This is a genomic window from Cedecea selenatireducens, assembly GCF_042138895.1.
Lineage (GTDB): Bacteria > Pseudomonadota > Gammaproteobacteria > Enterobacterales > Enterobacteriaceae > Cedecea > Cedecea selenatireducens.
Genome location: NZ_JBHIKW010000008.1, coordinates 44,763 through 64,373, shown reverse-complemented (window position 1 = coordinate 64,373; position 19,611 = coordinate 44,763). Strand labels below are relative to the sequence as shown.

Genomic DNA, 19,611 nt, shown 5'->3' with positions numbered 1-19,611 from the left:
GGCAGATATCTGTTCCATTACCACTTCAACAAAAAATACATCTGTAACAAACTTTTTATAACCTACTGAAAATAACGACTGTGATCTAGATCCGCATCCGGGTATTTGTATTTTTATCGCAAAAATTCAGCTATCGCGTGGCCAGGCAGCTATTTTTATCTCTATTTACGCGCCAGGGCCTGATAATACGCTTAAGCGAAGCGGTAAGACATGATTCTACGCCGCAGCAAAACCCATTTTTTAACAACGCATTAACTAAATAAGTCATAAGCTTTATCAGTTTTACCGGTGAATGCCTCTTTTTTTAACTTAATAACGATTGCTGCCGTCGTTCGTCGTCGGGAAGGCACAAGGCGTGAAAAATGGCGCAGACAAGGACGTTATTTCAAGCCATAATCGGCGACTAATCGGTCTTTATCAGAGAACGCAGTACTAGTACTCATTTTGCGCAAGGCGAAGGATTATTTTTATGAATCTCAAGAACACCCTTCTGGCGTCGGCTCTTATTTCCGTGACTTCGCTGTCCGCTCAGGCGGCGACCGAACTGACCCCAGAGCAGGCGGCCGCACTTAAGCCGTACGATCGTATTACCGTAACGGGCCGTTTTAATGCTATCGGCGACGCTGTTGCTGCCGTTTCTCGCCGCGCAGATGCCATAGGCGCCGCTTCATTCTACGTGCTGGACACCAGCGCAATGGGCGAAAGCGGTAACTCCCGCGTCGTGGCTGACGTTTATAAAAATGATGCCGCTAAAGCCGATGCGCCTAAAAATCGTGTCATCAACGGCTTGATGGAACTGCCGAAGGATCAGGCCTATAAGCTTGAACCTTTTGATACGGTGACCGTTCAGGGCTTCTTCCGTACCCAGCCCGATGTCAACGACGCGATCACTAAAGCCGCGCGTGACAAAGGTGCCGCGTCCTTCTTCATCGTACGCCAGGTTGATACCAACCAGGGCGGCAACCAGCGCGTAACCGCCTTTATTTATAAAGCGGATGCTAAAAAACGTGTTGTTCAGAGCCCGGACCTGCTGCCGGCCAATTCCGAAGCGGGCAAAGCCGCGTTAGCTGCGGGCGGCGCAGCCGCGAAGAACGTGGAAATTCCGGGCGTTGCTTCCTCTGAAACCCCGTCCTCTGACGTTGGCCGTTTCTTCGAAACGCAATCTTCACAGGGTACGCGCTACACCGTAACGTTACCTGACGGCACCAAAGTTCAGGAAGTGAATAAGATTACGGCTGCCCAGATGGTACCGTTTGACAGCATCAAGTTCACCGGCAACTTCAGCAGCATGACCGACGTCTCCTACCAGGTGGCGAAGCGTGCGGCAGCTAAAGGGGCTAAGTTCTACCACGTCACCCGCCAGTGGCAGGAACGTGGCAACAACTTAACCGTTAGCGCTGACCTGTTTAAATAAGATACACCATCAATGCAAGGGCAGCTTACGCTGCCTTTGTTTGAAGGCAAGTAAATCACAGAATGTAATTCATTGTTTTTATTTAAAAAATGTAAGTTTTTTGAAGGGCAATGAATCATCTCAGTCATGAAAGGGCAGCTTACGCTGCCTTTTTTTTTGCACTCAAGTCATTTTATCGCACCACGCGCATTGCAAGCAGTGTGCACACTCCGTAAAATCCCGCGCCTTAGAGCGATCCTCCATTTATATGCGAAAAAGCAAAATAATTATGCGGGATCCTTTCCGACCTCAACAGGATACCTATGGAAAAGAAACTTGGCCTCGCAGCGCTAACCGCGCTGGTATTAAGCTCCATGCTCGGCGCTGGCGTATTCAGCCTGCCGCAGAATATGGCAAGCGTAGCGAGTCCGGCAGCGTTACTGATCGGCTGGGCGATCACTGGCGTTGGTATTCTTTTACTGGCTGTGGCGATGCTGGTACTTACCCGACTGCGCCCCGATCTTGATGGTGGAATATTCACCTACGCGCGCGAAGGCTTTGGCGAGTTAATCGGCTTTTTCTCCGCCTGGGGTTACTGGCTCTGCGCGGTGATAGCCAACGTGTCTTACCTGGTGATTGTCTTCTCGGCGCTGAGTTTCTTTACCGACACGCCGGAACTGCGCCTGTTTGGCGACGGTAATACATGGCAGTCGATCGTCGGTGCCTCCGTGCTGTTATGGATGGTGCACTGGCTGGTTCTGCGAGGCGTACAGACGGCGGCCAGCATCAACCTGGTCGCTACGCTGGCTAAGCTGCTGCCTTTAGGGATGTTCGTGGTGCTGGCGGCCATAGGCTTTAAACTCTCGACCTTCTCCCTCGATTTCACCGGCATCAAGCTTGGCGTTCCCGTTTGGGAGCAGGTGAAAAATACCATGCTTATCACCCTGTGGGTGTTTATCGGCGTGGAAGGTGCGGTTGTGGTATCCGCACGTGCGCGAAATAAAAAGGATGTTGGTAGGGCAACGCTGCTGGCGGTGGTTGCCGCGCTGAGCGTCTATCTGCTGGTCACGCTGCTTTCGCTTGGCGTTGTGGCTCGCCCTGAACTGGCGGCAATGCGTAACCCGTCGATGGCCGGCCTGATGGTTGAAATGATGGGGCCATGGGGCGAAGTCATTATCGCTGCCGGGCTGATTGTCTCGGTATGCGGCGCGTACCTGAGCTGGACGATTATGGCGGCTGAGGTGCCACTTCTGGCGGCGACCCATAAAGCCTTCCCGGGAATGTTCGCTCGACAGAATAAAAATAACGCCCCGTCGGCCTCCCTTTGGCTCACGAATATCAGCGTGCAGGTGTGCCTGGTGCTGATCTGGCTCACCGGGTCTGACTACAACACGCTGCTGACCATTGCTTCAGAAATGATTCTGGTGCCTTATTTCCTGGTCGGTGCTTATCTGCTCAAAATCGCCACTCGTCCGCTGCATAAGGCGATTGGCATCGGGGCCTGTCTTTACGGCCTGTGGCTCCTTTACGCGTCAGGGCCGATGCATCTGCTGCTCTCGGTGGTGCTGTATGCCCCTGGATTATTAGTGTTTCTTTACGCGCGTCATACCCATACGCACGAAAAGTCGCTAAATTTAAAAGAAAGAACCATTATTGGCCTGATGCTGCTGGCAGCATTTCCGGCGACCTGGATGCTGGTGGGCTAATCGACACCCTCCCCGGCCGCGATGTAGATTAGGGGAGCATGACTATTAATCGTCCAATTCTTATCACCGGTGCCGGGCAACGTATTGGCCTGGCGCTGGCTCAGCATTTTCTGGCTAAGTCTCAGCCATTAATCATTAGCTACCGCACGCGGTATTCTGCCGTCGACATGCTCGAACAGGCAGGGGCCGTTTGCCTTCACGCTGATTTTTCGAGCAATGAAGGCATCCTTGAATTCGCCGCAAGAGTGAAGTCGCTTACGCCTTCGCTGCGAGCCCTCATTCATAATGCCAGTGAATGGCAGCCGGAGAGTCGCGACACCGCGCTCGGCGATACATTGCAGGCAATGATGCAGATCCACGTTGCGGCCCCCTACTTGCTTAACCACGAGCTTGAAACATTGCTGCGCGGCCACGGACAGGCGGGGAGCGATATTATTCACCTCACCGATTACGTCGCTGAGCGCGGCAACGATAAGTATATTGCCTACGCCGCCAGCAAAGCCGCACTTGAAAACATGACGCTTTCGTTTGCCTCGAAGCTGGCTCCCGAAGTCAAGGTCAACGCCATCGCGCCGGCGCTAATCATGTTTAACGCCGGAGACGATGCAGACTATCGTCAGCGCTCGCTGAATAAATCGCTAATGAAGATCGCGCCAGGCGAACAAGAGATTGTCAGCCTCGTTGAGTACCTGCTGGCCAGCCGCTATGTCACCGGCAGAAGCCACGCCGTGGACGGTGGACGCCACCTACGCTAACGCTGTTTACCAACCATTAATGGTGTAATCTATTGCATCATTGTATGTTAAATTTTTAACAGCCGACGCGGCGGATTATGAGCAAAATAGTTTACGTGGAAGACGACCCGGAAGTCGGTAGCCTGATTGCCGCCTATCTCGGGAAACACGACATTGACGTTATTGTTGAAACACGCGGCGATCGCGCCGAGGCGGTTATCCAGCAACAGCAGCCGGACCTGGTCCTGCTTGATATTATGCTCCCGGGAAAAGACGGGATGACGCTGTGTCGGGATTTGCGCCCACAGTGGGATGGCCCGATTGTTTTGCTGACCTCATTAGACAGTGATATGAACCATATTCTCTCGCTTGAGATGGGTGCTAATGACTATATTTTGAAAACAACGCCGCCTGCCGTGCTCCTGGCACGGTTGCGACTGCATTTGCGCCAACGCGTTTCAGCCCAACAAACGGCTGACACCACCGCCAGTAACCTCAAGCCGCACAAAGCCATTCGTTTTGGCACGCTTTGTATCGACCCGCTCAACCGCCAGGTAACGCTTGGTGATGAAAACGTCGTGCTGTCGACGGCCGATTTCGATCTGCTGTGGGAACTGGCAACGCACGCGGGCCAGATAATGGACCGTGACGCTCTGTTGAAAAATCTACGTGGCGTGACCTACGATGGGATGGATCGCAGCGTGGACGTGGCCATTTCTCGCCTGCGTAAAAAGCTGCTTGATAACGCCACTGAGCCTTTCCGCATTAAAACCGTACGCAATAAAGGCTATTTGTTTGCGCCCCATGCCTGGGAAAGTGAAGCTTAATGGTAGGTGTACCAGGCGAATAAACCCGCTAACGCGGGTTTTTAGATAAACGCCTACTTCACCGGCGTTTTTATATCCAGGAAAGTAAGCAGATCGACGTTCTCTGTGTTCCTGGCCATCTCGTTCAGTGCGGTGAGGGTAAAGCCATAGGCTTTATCACTGGTGTCATCAACGCTGTATACAAACTGACGTGAGCCATCCTCAGTAGCACAGCTAATACTCCACTCTCCATTCTGTTGTTTATTATTTGAACAACGCTGAGGGCCAAAACTGTAGGAAAGATAGGACTCAAGCCTGTCTTGTGCAGTAGAGACAAACGGAGGAACAGAAGAGTTGAAACCGGAAAGAACAATCACCCCACCAGCCAAAAGAAGTACAGCAGCAGCAGAACCCCATTTTTTTGTCATTGCCAAAATCCCTATGAATTTACATCTAAAAATTATTTACGCATATTAGCCCGTTAAAATAGCACGTAGATTTTAGACAAAGATGAACCTGATACGAGAAAATTCTTAAATACCGACGCGGTTTTCAGAAAAAGTTCATCAGTGCCTGACCAAAAACTCGGGACTGGAGATTGAAAACAATATTATATTGGATTGAATACTGCTTTCGACGTAACGCTGGATATAATGCTGTAATAGCGGCAGGAGAAACCTGAAGCACATACGTATGTCATTAATTTACGGTAATATTTAATGAAAAAGCTGTTCGTGCAGTTTTACCTTCTGCTGTTTGTCTGCTTCCTGGTGATGACCATGCTGGTCGGCCTGGTGTATAAATTCACCGCCGAACGCGCGGGCCGCCAGTCGCTGGATGATTTAATGAAAAGCTCGCTGTACCTGATGCGAAGCGAGCTGCGTGAAATCCCGCCGCGTGACTGGAATAAAACCATCAACGATCTCGACCTGAACCTCTCTTTTAAGCTCAATATCGAGCCGATGAGCAAGTTCAAGCTAGATGACGTTGCCGCCCGTCATCTGCGGGAGGGTGAAATCGTGGCGCTGGATGAGGAGTACACCTTTATCCAACGCATTCCGCGCAGCCACTATGTGCTTGCGGTGGGCCCGATTCCTTACCTGTTTTATCTGCACCAAATGAGGCTGCTGGACATAGGCCTGATTGCCTTTATTGCCATCTCACTCGCCTTCCCGGTGTTTATCTGGATGCGCCCACACTGGCAGGACATGCTGAAGCTTGAAAGTGCCGCGCAGCGCTTTGGTAAAGGGCATCTCGATGAGCACATTCATTTTGATAATGCCTCAAGCTTTGAACGATTAGGCATCGCCTTTAACCAAATGGCCGATAATATTAATGCCCTGATTGCCAGCAAAAAGCAGCTAATCGACGGGATTGCGCATGAGCTCAGAACGCCGCTGGTTCGCCTGCGTTACCGCCTTGAAATGAGCGATAACCTCAGCGCAGAAGAGTCGCAGGCGCTCAATCGTGATATTGGCCAGCTAGAGGCGCTGATTGACGAGCTGCTCACCTATGCACGCCTTGACCGCCCGCAGACCGAACTTCATCTTGCACACGTGAAATTTGCCAGTTGGATGGAAACGCACATTGCCGACGTACAGCTCATCCACCGTCAGCGTCAGATAGCCCTCGAGACAGATACCGTCACCGCTATCGACTATGGGGCGCTGGATCTTCGCCTGATGGAGCGAGTCACCGACAACCTGATCAACAACGCCCTGCGCTACAGCCAGCAGCAGCTGCGCATCAGCCTGTGGCGTGAAGGTGATATTGCGAATCTGCAGGTTGAAGATGACGGCCCGGGTATTCCGGAAGAAGAACGCGCCCGCGTATTCGAGCCTTTTGTTCGCCTCGACCCGAGCCGTGATCGCGCCACCGGTGGCTGCGGCCTTGGCCTGGCGATAGTGCACTCCATCGCCGTTGCCATGGGCGGGCAAGTCACTATTGATAGCAGCCCGCTGGGCGGCGCCAGCTTCCGTTTTTCGTGGCCGGTCAACACCACTTACCTCTCCTGACTCTCTGGCCCGAACATCTGTCGGGCCCGTTTTTCCCTGCTGAACACAAACGACGCTATTGCTGAAGTGTGCACCTGTTGCTACAGTTCTTTAGTATGTTGTAACTAAAGAGAGCCCTCATGCCACGCTACGATATTATTGAACGATTGACGTCCACCTGCCGCGAGCTGGAACAACAGCTGATTGTGCTGCGTGAACAGCTCGGGCAATTCAGGCTGTTGAGCGGGAGAGTTTTTACGCTGCCCACGATTGAAAAAAGCAAAGAACACGATCCGCTCTCGGCTATAGAAGTGACGCAACGCGTGGGCCAGGAAGCGCACCAGGCTGCCGTCGCCCACTTTACGCGGCTGTTTATCCAGCAGCAGTCGGAAAAAACCAGCACCAAGGCCGCCGTGCGTTTGCCTGGTGCGCTCTGCTATTCAGTGACCGAAGATCAATTCCAACAAACCAGCGTGCTTCTGGAACATATCAACCAGCTAAAGTACTCCCTGGAGCACATTATCAGCGTCGAGTCTGAGCTGCCCTCTGCCCAGCGTTTTGAGTGGGTGCACCGCCACATTCCCGGCCTGCTTACCCTGAACGCCTACCGCGCTATCACCCTGCTTGAAACGCCGGATACCGTGCGCTTCGGCTGGGCCAATAAGCAGATAGTCAAAAACCTTAGCCGCCAGCAGGTGCTGGAGATGCTTGAGAAAAGCCTTAACGCCGGGCGGGCCGTGCCGCCATGGACGAAAGAGCAGTGGGCTGAACGCGTCGCGCAGGAAATCAATGATGTTCAAAGGCTGCCGGAAAATACCCGGCTGAAAATCAAACGCCCGGTCAAGGTCCAGCCCGTGGCGCGCGTCTGGTACCAGGCGCAGCAAAAACAGGTGCAGTATGCCTGCCCTACTCCGCTGATCGTGTTATGCCGACAGGAAAGCGGTGAAACACCGCCCGATTTAGGGGAACTGCTGAATTATGACGCGGAAAATATTCGCCATCGCTACAAGCCGGAAGCGCAGCCGCTGAGACTGATTATCCCGCGGCTGCACCTTTACAGTGAAAGGTAAAACTTACGACTTCATGCTGCCGACCATATCCTCCGGGCGAACCCAGGCATCGAACTCTTCTTCGGTCAGGTAACCGAGCTTGAGCGCCGATGCCTTAAGGGTCAGTCCCTCTTTATGGGCTTTTTTGGCAATTTCTGCCGCTTTGTCATAGCCGATATGGGTGTTGAGCGCGGTCACCAACATCAGCGACTCGTTCAGCAACTGGCTGATGCGGTCACGGTTAGGCTCGATGCCCACCGCACAATGTTCGTTGAAGCTTTCCATGCCATCGGCCAGCAGGCGAACGGACTGCAGGAAGTTATGGATAACCATCGGGCGGTAAACGTTCAGCTCGAAGTTACCGGACGCGCCGCCGATGTTCACCGCCACGTCATTGCCCAGCACCTGGCAGCACAGCATGGTCACGGCTTCGCACTGGGTCGGGTTCACTTTCCCCGGCATGATGGAGCTGCCCGGCTCGTTCTCAGGGATAGATAGCTCGCCGATACCGCAGCGCGGCCCGGAAGCCAGCCAGCGAACGTCGTTTGCGATTTTCATCATCGAAGAGGCCAGCCCCTTCAGCGCGCCATGCGCGTGTACCAGCGCATCGCAGGTGGCGAGCGCTTCAAACTTGTTTGGCGCAGTGACGAACGGCTGCTTCGTGAAGTCAGCCAGCTCTTTTGCCACGCGAACGGCATACTCAGGATGGGTGTTCAGCCCGGTCCCCACCGCCGTGCCGCCCAGCGCCAGCTCCGCCAGATGCGGCAGGCTGTGGTCGATATGCTTCAGGTTATGCTCAAGCATCGCCACCCAGCCGGAGATCTCTTGCCCAAGCGTCAGCGGCGTGGCGTCCTGCAGGTGGGTACGGCCGATTTTGACGATATCCTTAAAGGCATCCGCCTTTTTCGCCAGCGTTTGTTTGAGCACGTTTAGCTGCGGCAGCAGATGCTCGCGTACCGCGATAATGGCCGCCACGTGCATGGCGGTCGGGAAAACGTCGTTCGAACTCTGACTTTTGTTAACGTCGTCGTTCGGGTGCACCAGTCGCTCCATCCCACGCACGCCGCCCAGAATTTCACTGGCACGGTTCGCCAGCACCTCATTCATGTTCATGTTGCTTTGGGTGCCAGAGCCGGTCTGCCAGATAGCCAGCGGGAACTCACCGGGATGCTTCCCGGCCAGCACTTCATCGGCGGCGGCGATAATGGCCGTGCCGCGCTCTGCGGGCAGCAGGCCAAGGTCAACGTTGACTTTGGCCGCCGCACGCTTGGTGAGCGCCAGCGCCCGAATCAGCTCGGTCGGCATTTTCTCGGTAGAGATGCGGAAGTGCTCAAGTGAACGCTGAGTCTGCGCCCCCCACAGTTTATCTGCAGGTACGTCGATCGGGCCCATTGAGTCTTTTTCACTGCGACTGGATGTCATGCCTTTCTCCTTTGCGATAAAAAAAGCCGCCGTTTTACGGCGGCTCGAGTATTACTTAACGCATCGAGAACACTGTGAGAGCTGAATTTTCTGGAAGAAGTCGTTGCCTTTGTCATCCACCAGGATAAACGCCGGGAAATCTTCCACTTCAATTTTCCAGATGGCTTCCATACCCAGTTCCGGGTACTCCACACACTCCAGGCTCTTGATGCTGTTTTGCGCCAGCACCGCCGCCGGCCCCCCAATACTGCCCAGGTAGAAACCACCGTGTTTGTGACAGGCGTCCGTCACCTGCTGGCTGCGGTTGCCTTTTGCCAGCATTACCATGCTGCCGCCGTTGGCCTGCAGCTGATCCACGTAGGAGTCCATGCGGCCCGCGGTCGTCGGCCCTAAGGAGCCGGAAGCGTAACCGTCCGGCGTTTTGGCCGGGCCTGCGTAATAAATAGGGTGGTCTTTCACGTACTGCGGCAGATCTTCCCCGTTATCGAGACGTTCTTTCAGTTTAGCGTGAGCGATGTCACGCGCCACAATAATGGTGCCGGTTAACGACAGACGGGTGGACACCGGGAAGTCGGACAGCTGGGCGAGGATCTCTTTCATCGGGCGGTTCAGGTTAACCTTAACGGCTTCCCCTTCCCCCGCCTGACGCAGCTCTTCCGGAATGTATTTGCCCGGGTTGTGCTCCAGCTTCTCAAGCCAGATGCCGTCTTTGTTGATTTTTGCCTTGATGTTGCGGTCTGCAGAGCATGACACGCCCATGCCGACCGGGCAGGACGCTCCGTGGCGCGGCAGGCGAACGACACGGATATCGTGCGCGAAGTATTTGCCGCCGAACTGCGCACCCAGGCCAAGGTTCTGGGCTTCTTTCAGCAACTCTTCTTCCAACTGCACATCGCGGAACGCCTGGCCGTATTCGTTACCTTCGGTTGGCAGACCGTCGTAGTACTTGGTTGAGGCCAGTTTCACTGTTTTCAGCGTGGCTTCGGCAGACGTACCGCCGATAACAAACGCCACGTGGTACGGCGGACAGGCCGCGGTGCCCAGAGTGCGCATCTTCTCAACCAGGTAGTCTTTCAGCTTCGCCGGCGTTATCAGCGCCTTGGTTTCCTGATAGAGGTAGGTTTTGTTGGCCGAACCGCCGCCTTTGGCGATGCACAGGAACTTATATTCATCCCCGTCCACGCTGTAGAGGTCAATCTGTGCCGGCAGATTGGTGCCGGTGTTCACCTCTTTATACATATCCAGCGCAGCGTTCTGGGAATAGCGCAGGTTATCTTCAATAAAGGTGTTGTAAACGCCGCGAGACAGCGCTTCTTCGTCGCCGCCGCCGGTCCAGACTCGCTGGCCTTTTTTGCCCATGATGATGGCGGTGCCGGTGTCCTGGCAGGTTGGCAGAATGCCTTTGGCGGCAATGTCGGAGTTACGCAGGAACTGCAGCGCAACATACTTATCGTTTTCGCTGGCCTCCGGATCGCTCAGAATGTCCGCCACCTGCTGTTGATGCGCCGGGCGCAGCATAAACGAAGCGTCGTGGAAGGCGTGCTGGGCGAGCAGCGTCAGGGCCTGAGGGTCAACCTTGAGGATTTGCTGGCCGTCAAACTCGGCGACGGAAACATGGTCGGAGCTCAGGAGGTAATATTCGGTCGGGTCTTTCTGGAGCGGGAAAGGCTCCTGGTAATGGAAGGGTTTATTCGACATATTTTTCTCACTTGCGACAACAGTAACGTTAATTTTTATATTTCAGCGCAGGATCTTACGCTGCATTCCAAAAACAATTCATAACATGCTACACAATTTTTTAACAGAAACTGAGACTAATACGACTTTTTGTTGCCCTGGTTACTTCACGGCGGATAATTGGTTTAATAACTGAAACTTCGACTCAATGATGACAGGGACCTGAGATGCAAAAATTGATCAATGCGGTACAAAATTATGCCTGGGGAAGTGAAACGGCGTTAACGGAACTGTACGGCATCGCCAACCCGCAGCATAAGCCCATGGCCGAACTGTGGATGGGCGCTCACCCAAAGAGTAGCTCAAAAGTGCTCGATGCTAACGGGCAACAGCACGCATTGCGCGATGTAATTGACGCTGACCAGCCAGCATTGCTGGGGAAAGCCGTTGCCGGGCGTTTTGGCGAGCTGCCTTTCCTGTTCAAAGTGCTTTGCGCCGCCCAGCCGCTATCGATTCAGGTTCACCCGAATAAAAAAGCTTCTGAAATCGGTTTTGCTAAAGAAAACGCCGCCGGTATTCCGTTAGATGCCGCAGAGCGCAACTACAAAGACCCCAACCACAAGCCCGAGCTGGTGTTTGCCCTTACGCCATTCCTCGCGATGAACGCCTTCCGCGAGTTCTCCGACATTATGTCGCTGCTGCAGCCGGTTTCCGGTGCGCATCCGCTGATTGCTCATTTCCTGCAGAAGCCCGGCGCAGAAAGCCTGGCACAGCTGTTCGCCGGCCTGCTGAATATGCAGGGTGAAGAGAAATCCCTGGCACTTGGCGTACTGAAAGCTGCCCTGAATAACCAGCAGGGTGAGCCGTGGGAAACCATTCGCGTGATTTCCGAATTTTACCCGGACGACAGCGGCCTCTTCTCTCCGCTGCTGCTGAATGTAGTTAAGCTTGAACCCGGCGAAGCGATGTTCCTGTTCGCCGAAACGCCACATGCCTATCTGAACGGCGTGGCGCTGGAAGTAATGGCCAACTCTGACAACGTGCTGCGTGCCGGGTTAACGCCGAAGTACATTGATATTCCTGAGCTGGTTGCCAACGTTAAATTTGAGCCAAAACCGGCCAGCCAGCTGCTGACTCAGCCACAGAAAAACGGCAGCGAGCTGGACTTCCCTATCCCTGTGGACGACTTTGCCTTCTCGCTGCATGACCTGAGCACGCAGGAAGCCACGCTCGCTCAGCAAAGCGCGGCCATTGTGTTCTGCGTTGAAGGTGAAGCCGTGCTAACCAAAGACGCCCAGCGTCTGGTGTTGAAGCCGGGTGAGTCAGCCTTTATTAGCGCCGCAGAATCCCCGATTGCCGTCAGCGGCGTAGGCCGGGTAGCGCGAGTGTTTAATAAACTTTAACTTACTGATCTTTTTAGCGCGTATTGCTAAGCTAGTAAGCACGTTAACGAAAGCGCCTGTTATCAGGCGTTTTTCTTTCGCCCGGTGGGGGACGGCTACCGGCTTCTAAACATGGATAATGACACGATGAAAAAATCTCTGGTTGCGGTTGGGGTAATTGTTGCGCTGGGCGTGGTGTGGACCGGCGGAGCCTGGTTTACGGGCAAACAGCTCGAAGGCCGTATGGCCGAAATGATTGATAACGCCAATGCGGAAATCAAAAATTCTGCGCCGGAATCAGGCCTGGTCCTCAGCTATCAGGACTATAAGCGTGGGCTTTTCCACAGTACGGTGCAGCTGGTTGTTAAGCAGGTAGCCGGCACGAAAAATGCGCTGCTCACGCCGGAACAAAGCGTGTTGTTCAACGAAACCATCGACCATGGTCCTTTCCCGTTCGCCCAGTTGAAGAAATTCAACCCGATCCCGAGCATGGCGTCTATCCACACCGAGCTTGTGAATAACGAGACGACCAAACATCTCTTTACGCTGACCAAAGATAAGCCGCTGATTAGCGTGGACACCCGTGTAGGCTACGGCGGCGCAACCTCCTCCGACATCGCGCTGGCGGCCATTGACGCCACGGAAGGGGAAAACAAACTCAGCTTCAGCGGCGGCAAATTGACGGCCGACGTTGACGGTTCAGGCAATGAAATCGCGATTTCTGGCACCGCAGACAGCGGGTTGGTTAATACCGTTAACGAATACGGCCAGCGCGTACAAATCTCCTTCAACGGCATTAAAACCGACGGCGACAGCAAACGCAGCCTGTTTGACCAGCGCGTTGGCTCGCAAAAAGCAACCGTTGATAAGCTCTCAATGGTGGTTGACGGTAAAGAGATTGCCGTCGTGGAAGGCTTCAACCTGAACGCAAAATCTGACGTTCAGGACGATAAAAAGCACTTTGCCGGGCAGTTCGACTACAGCCTGGACGCGCTGAAAGTGCAGAACCAGAACATGGGCAGCGGCAAGCTGACGCTTAAGCTCGGCAATATTGATGCCGCCGCGCTGCGCGAGTTTACGCAGAAATATAACGCCGGCGTACAACAGCTGATGGCAGACCCCGCCCTGCAGCAAAACCCTGAGCTCTACCAGCAGAAATCGGTCGAGCTTATCAGCGCCAACCTGCCGCTGCTGCTGAAGGGCAATCCGACCATTACCGTCGCCCCGCTAAGCTGGAAGAACGCGAAAGGTGAATCAACCTTCAACCTGTCGCTGTTCATGAAAGATCCGCAGGGCGTCACCGGCCCGGCCAATACGCCGGAAGAGCAACTGGACCGCTATGTGAAGTCTCTCGATGCGAAGCTGACGATCCCGATGCCGATGGCAACGGAAATGATGTCTCAGGTGGCGCAGCTTGAGGGCTATAACGCCGAAGAGTCACAGAAACTCGCCAGCCAGCAGATCAAAGGCCTGGCCGCGATGGGCCAGATGTTCCGCGTCACCAAAGTGGACGGCGATAACATCACCACCAGCCTGCAGTATGGTAATGGCAAAGCCGCCCTGAACGGCGAGCAGATGTCGCTGGGTGAGCTGTTCAGCATGTTCGCTCTGCCGGCAGGTATGGGTGGCCCGGCGCTGCAGGATAACGACAGTGATGCCGTGCCCCAGCCGCAGGACGACGCGCCTGGGGATGATGCTTCTCCGGACGCCGAACCGGCTCCTCAGCAGTAACTCTTGCAAAAACCCCGCCAGCAGGCGGGGTTTTTAGTTTCTGGCGGCCATCAGGCACGATCCGCTCAAGCTGTTCCTGAAAAGTTAGTTTTTAATGGTAATCAGGCGCGCGGGCATAATCTGGTTGCTGAAAACGATGTCGCTTTCCTGGACCCGCTGAAGAATCCGCTGCGCCGCGCTGCGGCCAATTTCCCGCGCGGGCGTTGTCACCCAGGTCATCGGCACGTCGTCTAACTCATCTTCGGTGACCTCGGCAAAGGCCGCCAGCGCGATATGCCTGTCGTAATAGCTGTCGACGCTGCCGCCCCCCATCTGCCAGCCTGCTCTGGTGAGGCCGAACCACGCCCCCATGGCCACGGTGCTGTTGTGGCAGACAACCGCGCTGAGGGTCGGGAAATTATGCAGCAGCTCGGTAATCGCGTCCGCCGCCTGCTTCTGGCTCGGCTCGCACTCGAGGATCCAGTCGCTATGAAAAGGCAGTCCGTGCTGCATCAGCGTGGCGCAGAAACCGCCCAGCCGTTCAGCACGAGTCAGAGAGGAGCTGCGCCCGCCTAGCCAGGCAATACGCTGATGCCCGCGCTTAATCAGATGCTCGGTCACCAGCTGCGCCGCCTGCATATTATCCGGCCGGATAATATCCACTTCATCCAGATAGCTCGCCCGTGAGGCAAACACCAGCGGCAGTTTATTCTGCGCCGCCATTTCCCGCAGGTCGGCACCCTGTCCTGCTGCCCCGGCAATAATAATACCGTCCACGCCCTGCGATACCAGCATGTCAAAACAGCGCTGCATATGCTGGCCGTTGCTTCCGCTTTGGGTCAGAAATAAAAGCTGCCCCTGCTGCTCCAGCGCTTCCGTCAGCCCGGCGGTGAGCTCCGCGTAAAAAGGATTGCAAAGGTCGCGCACGATAAGGCCAATCACGCCGCTCTGCCCGCCGCGAAGCGACACGGCCTGGCGATTACGCACAAACCCTAACTTTTCGATGGCCTCATTTACCCGCTGACCGGTGGCGGTTGAAATTCTGCCCTTGCCGCTGAGCACCAGCGATACCGTGGTCACCGATACGCCTGCAGCCTCGGCAACCTCGTTGATAGTGATTCTTTTGGTCAGCGTCGACATCGTCAGGTCAGATCCTCCGTGAATCGATAAATATAAAGATAAAACGTTTTACTTATGCTGGCATATTCAACTTCATTATGCGCGGTAATTCTGAGATCGTCCTCACGATAAAATTGGGTAAAACGTTTTATCATCACCAAACTTTAGTTACTCAACATCTCATTTTAACCGGGTTAAGGAGTCGTGATGGCGGCTAATACACCACAAAAAAAATCGCTGTGGGAATTTTTTCAAAACCTTGGCAAAACCTTTATGTTGCCGGTGGCGCTGCTCTCTTTCTGCGGCATCATGCTGGGGATCGGCAGCTCGCTGAGCAGCCATGACGTCGTCACGGAGATCCCGTGGCTGGGTAATCCGGTGCTGCAGCTGATCTTCACCTGGATGAGCAAAATGGGCTCGTTCGCCTTCAGCTTCCTGCCGGTGATGTTCTGTATTGCGATTCCGCTGGGCCTGGCGCGTGAGAACAAAGGCGTTGCGGCCTTTGCCGGTTTTGTCGGCTATATGGTGATGAACCTGGCGGTTAACTTCTGGCTCACCGCTAAAGGCATCCTGCCCACAACCGACGCCGCCATCCTGAAAGCCAACAATATTCAAAGCGTGCTCGGCGTTCAGTCAATTGATACCGGTATTCTCGGTGCGGTCATTGCCGGGATCATCGTTTATCTGCTGCACGAGCGTTTCCACAACATTCGCCTGCCGGACGCGCTGGCCTTCTTCGGCGGCACCCGCTTTGTGCCGATCGTTACGACCCTGGTGATGGGGCTGGTTGGCCTGGTCATCCCGCTGATTTGGCCAATTTTTGCCGCCGGGATCAACGCCCTGGGCTACATGATCCACAGCGCAGGCATCTTTGGCCCGATGATCTTCGGCACCGGCGAACGCCTGCTGCTGCCTTTTGGCCTGCAGCACATTCTGGTGGCCCTGATTCGCTTCACCGAGGCGGGCGGCACCATGGACGTTTGCGGCCATACCGTGAGCGGCGCGCTGACCATCTTCCAGGCGCAGCTTAGCTGCCCGACCACCCACGGTTTCTCTGAGAGCGCAACGCAGTTCCTGTCACAGGGTAAAATGCCGGCGTTCCTCGGCGGCCTGCCTGGCGCTGCGCTGGCGATGTACCACTGCGCCCGTCCAGAAAACCGTCATAAAATTAAAGGGCTGCTGATCTCCGGCGTGATTGCCTGCGTCGTGGGCGGTACCACAGAGCCGATCGAGTTCCTGTTCCTGTTCGTGGCACCTGTGCTGTACCTCATCCATGCAGTGCTGACGGGTATTGGCTTTACCATGATGTCCGTGCTGGGCGTCACCATCGGTAACACCGACGGCAACATTATCGACTTCTTCGTCTTCGGCGTGCTGCACGGCCTGTCCACCAAATGGTATATGGTGCCGGTTGTGGCCGCGGTGTGGTTTGCTGGCTACTATGCTATCTTCCGCTTCGCCATCACCCGCTTCAATATCAAAACCCCTGGTCGTGATATTGAAACCACCACCGCAGAAAAACCCGTTGGCGGCCACACGGGCAAATCCGGCTATAACGTGCCGGCTATTCTGGCGGCGCTGGGCGGCAGCGACAACATTTCGACGCTGGATAACTGCATCACCCGTCTGCGCCTGTCGGTCAAAGATATGTCGCTGGTGGATACCGCAGCCCTGAAGGCCAACCGCGCCATCGGCGTCGTCAAGCTTAACGAGCACAACCTGCAGGTGGTCATCGGGCCACAGGTTCAGTCGGTCAAAGATGAGATGGTCGGCCTGATGCGAACCGTCGAGGCTTAATTCACAAACGGGCGCTGCGGCGCCCTTTTTGCCGTGAGGTTTTATGTTTGATTTTTCTGTTCCGGTAGACCGCCACGGGACCTGGTGCACCCAGTGGGATTACGTGGCCGATCGCTTCGGCGCCGCCGACCTGCTGCCCTTTACTATCTCCGATATGGACTTCCCTACCGCGCCCTGCATCCTTGAAGCCCTGCAAAAACGGCTGGCTCACGGCGTGCTCGGCTACAGCCGCTGGAAGAACGACGATTTTCTCTCCGCTATCGCCCACTGGTATCAGCAACGCTTCGGCTGCACCATCGACCCTGAAAGCGTAGTCTACGGGCCTTCCGTGATTTACATGGTTTCACAGCTCATTCGCCAGTGGTCACAGCCGGGCGACGGCGTACTTATTCATACCCCGGCCTACGATGCGTTCTACAAGGCAATTGAAGGCAACAAGCGTCAGGTATTGAGCGCTTCGCTGCAAAAAACGGCGGACGGCTGGCAGTGTGATATGGCGGAGCTGGAGGCGTTGCTCGCCCGCCCTGAATGCAAAGTTATGCTGCTGTGCAGCCCGCACAACCCAACCGGCAAGGTCTGGACTCGCGCAGAGCTGGAGCTGATGGCTGAACTCTGCGAACGCCACGGCGTGCGCGTTATCAGCGACGAAATCCATATGGATATGGTGTGGGGCGAAAATCAGCATATTCCGTGGTGCGACATCGGCCGCGGCGGCTGGGCGCTGTTCACTTCGGGCTCTAAAAGCTTCAACATCCCGGCGCTCACCGGCGCCTACGGGCTGATAAATGATGCAGAAGATCGCCAGCAGTATCTGAGCGTGCTCAAAGGGCAGGACGGCCTCTCTTCTCCGGCGGTGCTGGCAATCGTCGCCCATATTGCCGCCTACCGCGAAGGCGAATCCTGGCTTGATGCGCTGCGAGACTATCTGCAGGATAATTTGCAGTTCGTGGCCGACAGGTTGAACCAGGCATTCCCGGCGCTTAACTGGCAGCCGCCGCAGTCCACCTATCTGGCCTGGGTCGATTTACGCCCGCTGGGGCTGGACGATCGCGCCCTGCAGAAAGCGCTTATTGAGCAGCAAAAAGTCGCCATCATGCCCGGCTACACCTACGGCGTTGAAGGCAATGGCTTTATTCGCCTGAACGCCGGGTGCCCGCGCGTCAAGCTTGAGGCCGGCGTCGAGCGGCTTATCGCCGGGATCCAGTCCCTGCTGTAGCCATTAAGGGGAGCCTGCTCCCCTTCTCCACCCTGCTCATTCATCCTTTCGTCATCTTTCCGACACCTAACCGACACACTATCTTCACCCGCTCACCTTAAGCTCTTGTCCATTAAAAACAGGAGCAAATCATGCACGTTTTTTCCGGTGAAATTCCCTTCGGTCATGCTGTCCATTCCTTCCATGTTGCCCCAAATACTCCGGCGATTAGCCTGACGGGCACCACGCTGCGTACCGGGCATCTTTATTGTTATCTGTACGACAGCCGCCAGCAGCTGCGGGCCTCCGTGATGCTGCAAAAGCCTGAAAAAGTGCTGACGGTTTGCCCTGACCGGGCCTCCGTGGGCGCGCTGCCAGGGGAACTCCCGCCGGGAGAGTGGCAGCTGCATGTCTATAACGTCATCGGGGAAAGCCGCTCGCCGCAGCCGATGAGCTACCGGCTGGACGTCAGCTTTGACGCGCTGGCCGCCCCGGTAGACTTTGACAAGCTGGGCGTGCTGCGCCCCGATCATCAGGTGATTTTTGACTACCAGCGCACGCTGAGCGACCGCCCGGGCTGGTACCGTGGCGACCTCCACGGCCATACCACTTTGTCCGACGGCAACAATACGCTGCTGCAGGCGCTGGACATCATGGCCGAACAGGGCCTGGATTTCTTCTTCCTGACCGAACACAACCTGTCGCACGCCTGCCTGCCGCGCCATGACAGCGTGCTGATGCTGCCGGGCATTGAGGTCACCGCCGACAAAGGCCACCTGAACGTGCACGGCCCGGCCGCCACGCTGAATATGTTCAATGCTGATTACAGCAGCCGCGGTCTGATTACTCAGGGCATTGCGCTCAAGCGCCCGGAAAGCGTCCTGAGCGTGAACCACGCCATGCTGCATCCGTGGAGCTGGCTGTACGACGAGATGCCGCTGGCAGACGTTGACGTGCTGGAAGTGCTCAACGATCCGACCTGGAAAAACGCTACCACCGCCAACGAACAGGTCGTGGAGATTTTCAATACGCTGTGGAACGCCGGGCACCGTATTTATGCCGTAGGAGGCAGCGACTGCCATATGCAGCCTCACGAGCGTTACCCGCAGGCTACGGAGCCGTCAATTTACGGCGATCCGGCAACCTGGGTTTATGCTCAGGCGCTCAGCGGGGAGGCCATTCTTGCGGCCATCAAAAAGGGACATTGTTATTTTGAACGCCGCTGTGGCCTGAACTTCAGCCTGAACGACGGGGCGCTGCTGCCCGGCGATGCCGCCGATGGTAGACAGGTCGTGCTGACCGTTGCGGTAAAAGATACCGGGCAGCGCTACACGCTTCAGGTGGTGTCCGACACGGGTATTCTGGCGGAACACGCGCTGGAAACCACGCCGCAGGATATCCGCTGCGACATGGCTGAGCATGCCTGGATTCGCTGGGATATTCGCCGCAGCAACGGAACGCTAGAGGGGATGATCAATCCGGTTTACTGCGCGCAGCACCCGCTGTTCCTGTCGCCCATTGGCACCACCTGGGGCGACGTTACCGGCCATCTTGAGTTCCCTCGCAGCACGGATGAAGAATAATTTCCTGGCAGTTTTGTCTGGTTATTTCTTTGGTTTGTAAAATT

The 19,611-nt window shown here is 55.4% G+C and carries 15 protein-coding genes; 11 read left to right on the top strand and 4 right to left on the bottom strand.

Translation table 11 applies throughout. The annotated features are described in order from the left end of the window. Positions 1-469 precede the first annotated feature (469 nt). The 4 genes from ydgH (at position 470) to rstA (ending at position 4,660) form a co-directional block, all read left to right on the top strand. Positions 470-1,414, top strand: coding sequence for a DUF1471 family protein YdgH (ydgH, locus tag ACE38U_RS14290; RefSeq protein WP_038473098.1), 945 nt, complete (start codon positions 470-472; stop codon positions 1,412-1,414). Between the two features lie 302 nt (positions 1,415-1,716). Beyond that, entirely contained in the window at positions 1,717-3,099 is a 1,383-nt protein-coding gene (locus tag ACE38U_RS14285) for an amino acid permease (RefSeq protein WP_038473100.1), read from the top strand. A 38-nt stretch (positions 3,100-3,137) separates the two neighbouring features. Continuing rightward, positions 3,138-3,854 carry a dihydromonapterin reductase gene (gene folM, locus ACE38U_RS14280; protein ID WP_375529981.1) on the top strand — a complete coding sequence of 239 codons (717 nt, stop codon included), beginning with the start codon at positions 3,138-3,140 and terminating at the stop codon, positions 3,852-3,854. Positions 3,855-3,931: 77 nt separating this feature from the next. Next, a complete protein-coding gene (rstA, locus tag ACE38U_RS14275) occupies positions 3,932-4,660 on the top strand; it encodes a two-component system response regulator RstA (RefSeq protein WP_038473103.1) in 729 nt (242 codons plus the stop codon). A 53-nt stretch (positions 4,661-4,713) separates the two neighbouring features. Here the strand turns inward: rstA and ACE38U_RS14270 are convergent, their stop codons facing one another. After that, positions 4,714-5,067 carry a hypothetical protein gene (locus ACE38U_RS14270; RefSeq protein WP_038473105.1) on the bottom strand — a complete coding sequence of 118 codons (354 nt, stop codon included), beginning with the start codon at positions 5,065-5,067 and terminating at the stop codon, positions 4,714-4,716. Between the two features lie 291 nt (positions 5,068-5,358). Here ACE38U_RS14270 and rstB point away from each other — a divergent pair, with 291 nt between their 5' ends. After that, positions 5,359-6,654 (top strand): two-component system sensor histidine kinase RstB, encoded by a 1,296-nt coding sequence (gene rstB, locus ACE38U_RS14265; RefSeq protein ID WP_375529980.1) that lies wholly within the window; start codon positions 5,359-5,361, stop codon positions 6,652-6,654. 119 nt (positions 6,655-6,773) lie between these two features. After that, a complete protein-coding gene (gene tus / locus ACE38U_RS14260) occupies positions 6,774-7,703 on the top strand; it encodes a DNA replication terminus site-binding protein (protein ID WP_038473108.1) in 930 nt (309 codons plus the stop codon). Positions 7,704-7,706: 3 nt separating this feature from the next. Here tus and fumC read toward each other — a convergent pair whose 3' ends face one another. Next, complete coding sequence (gene fumC / locus ACE38U_RS14255) at positions 7,707-9,104, bottom strand: class II fumarate hydratase (RefSeq protein WP_038473110.1); 1,398 nt, start codon at positions 9,102-9,104, stop codon at positions 7,707-7,709. A gap of 51 nt (positions 9,105-9,155) precedes the next feature. Then, the gene (gene fumA, locus ACE38U_RS14250; RefSeq protein WP_038473111.1) at positions 9,156-10,802 is read right to left on the bottom strand and encodes a class I fumarate hydratase FumA; all 1,647 of its coding nucleotides are present in this window, start codon (positions 10,800-10,802) and stop codon (positions 9,156-9,158) included. Between the two features lie 206 nt (positions 10,803-11,008). Between fumA and manA the strand changes: the two genes are divergently transcribed. Then, entirely contained in the window at positions 11,009-12,184 is a 1,176-nt protein-coding gene (gene manA / locus ACE38U_RS14245; RefSeq protein ID WP_375529979.1) for a mannose-6-phosphate isomerase, read from the top strand. A gap of 126 nt (positions 12,185-12,310) precedes the next feature. Further along, complete coding sequence (locus ACE38U_RS14240) at positions 12,311-13,894, top strand: YdgA family protein (protein WP_176981661.1); 1,584 nt, start codon at positions 12,311-12,313, stop codon at positions 13,892-13,894. 84 nt (positions 13,895-13,978) lie between these two features. On the opposite strand, the gene ACE38U_RS14235 is transcribed toward ACE38U_RS14240, so the two are convergent. Next, positions 13,979-15,013: a Mal regulon transcriptional regulator MalI gene (locus ACE38U_RS14235; RefSeq protein WP_375529978.1), complete on the bottom strand. Its 1,035-nt coding sequence runs from the start codon at positions 15,011-15,013 to the stop codon at positions 13,979-13,981. 186 nt (positions 15,014-15,199) lie between these two features. On the opposite strand from ACE38U_RS14235, the gene malX reads away from it, so the two are divergent. The 3 genes from malX (at position 15,200) to ACE38U_RS14220 (ending at position 19,567) form a co-directional block, all read left to right on the top strand. Beyond that, a complete protein-coding gene (gene malX / locus ACE38U_RS14230) occupies positions 15,200-16,789 on the top strand; it encodes a maltose/glucose-specific PTS transporter subunit IIBC (protein WP_038473116.1) in 1,590 nt (529 codons plus the stop codon). Positions 16,790-16,832: 43 nt separating this feature from the next. Further along, positions 16,833-18,005: a MalY/PatB family protein gene (locus ACE38U_RS14225; protein ID WP_375529977.1), complete on the top strand. Its 1,173-nt coding sequence runs from the start codon at positions 16,833-16,835 to the stop codon at positions 18,003-18,005. Positions 18,006-18,136: 131 nt separating this feature from the next. Then, entirely contained in the window at positions 18,137-19,567 is a 1,431-nt protein-coding gene (locus tag ACE38U_RS14220) for a CehA/McbA family metallohydrolase (RefSeq protein ID WP_375529976.1), read from the top strand. Positions 19,568-19,611: the final 44 nt, after the last annotated feature.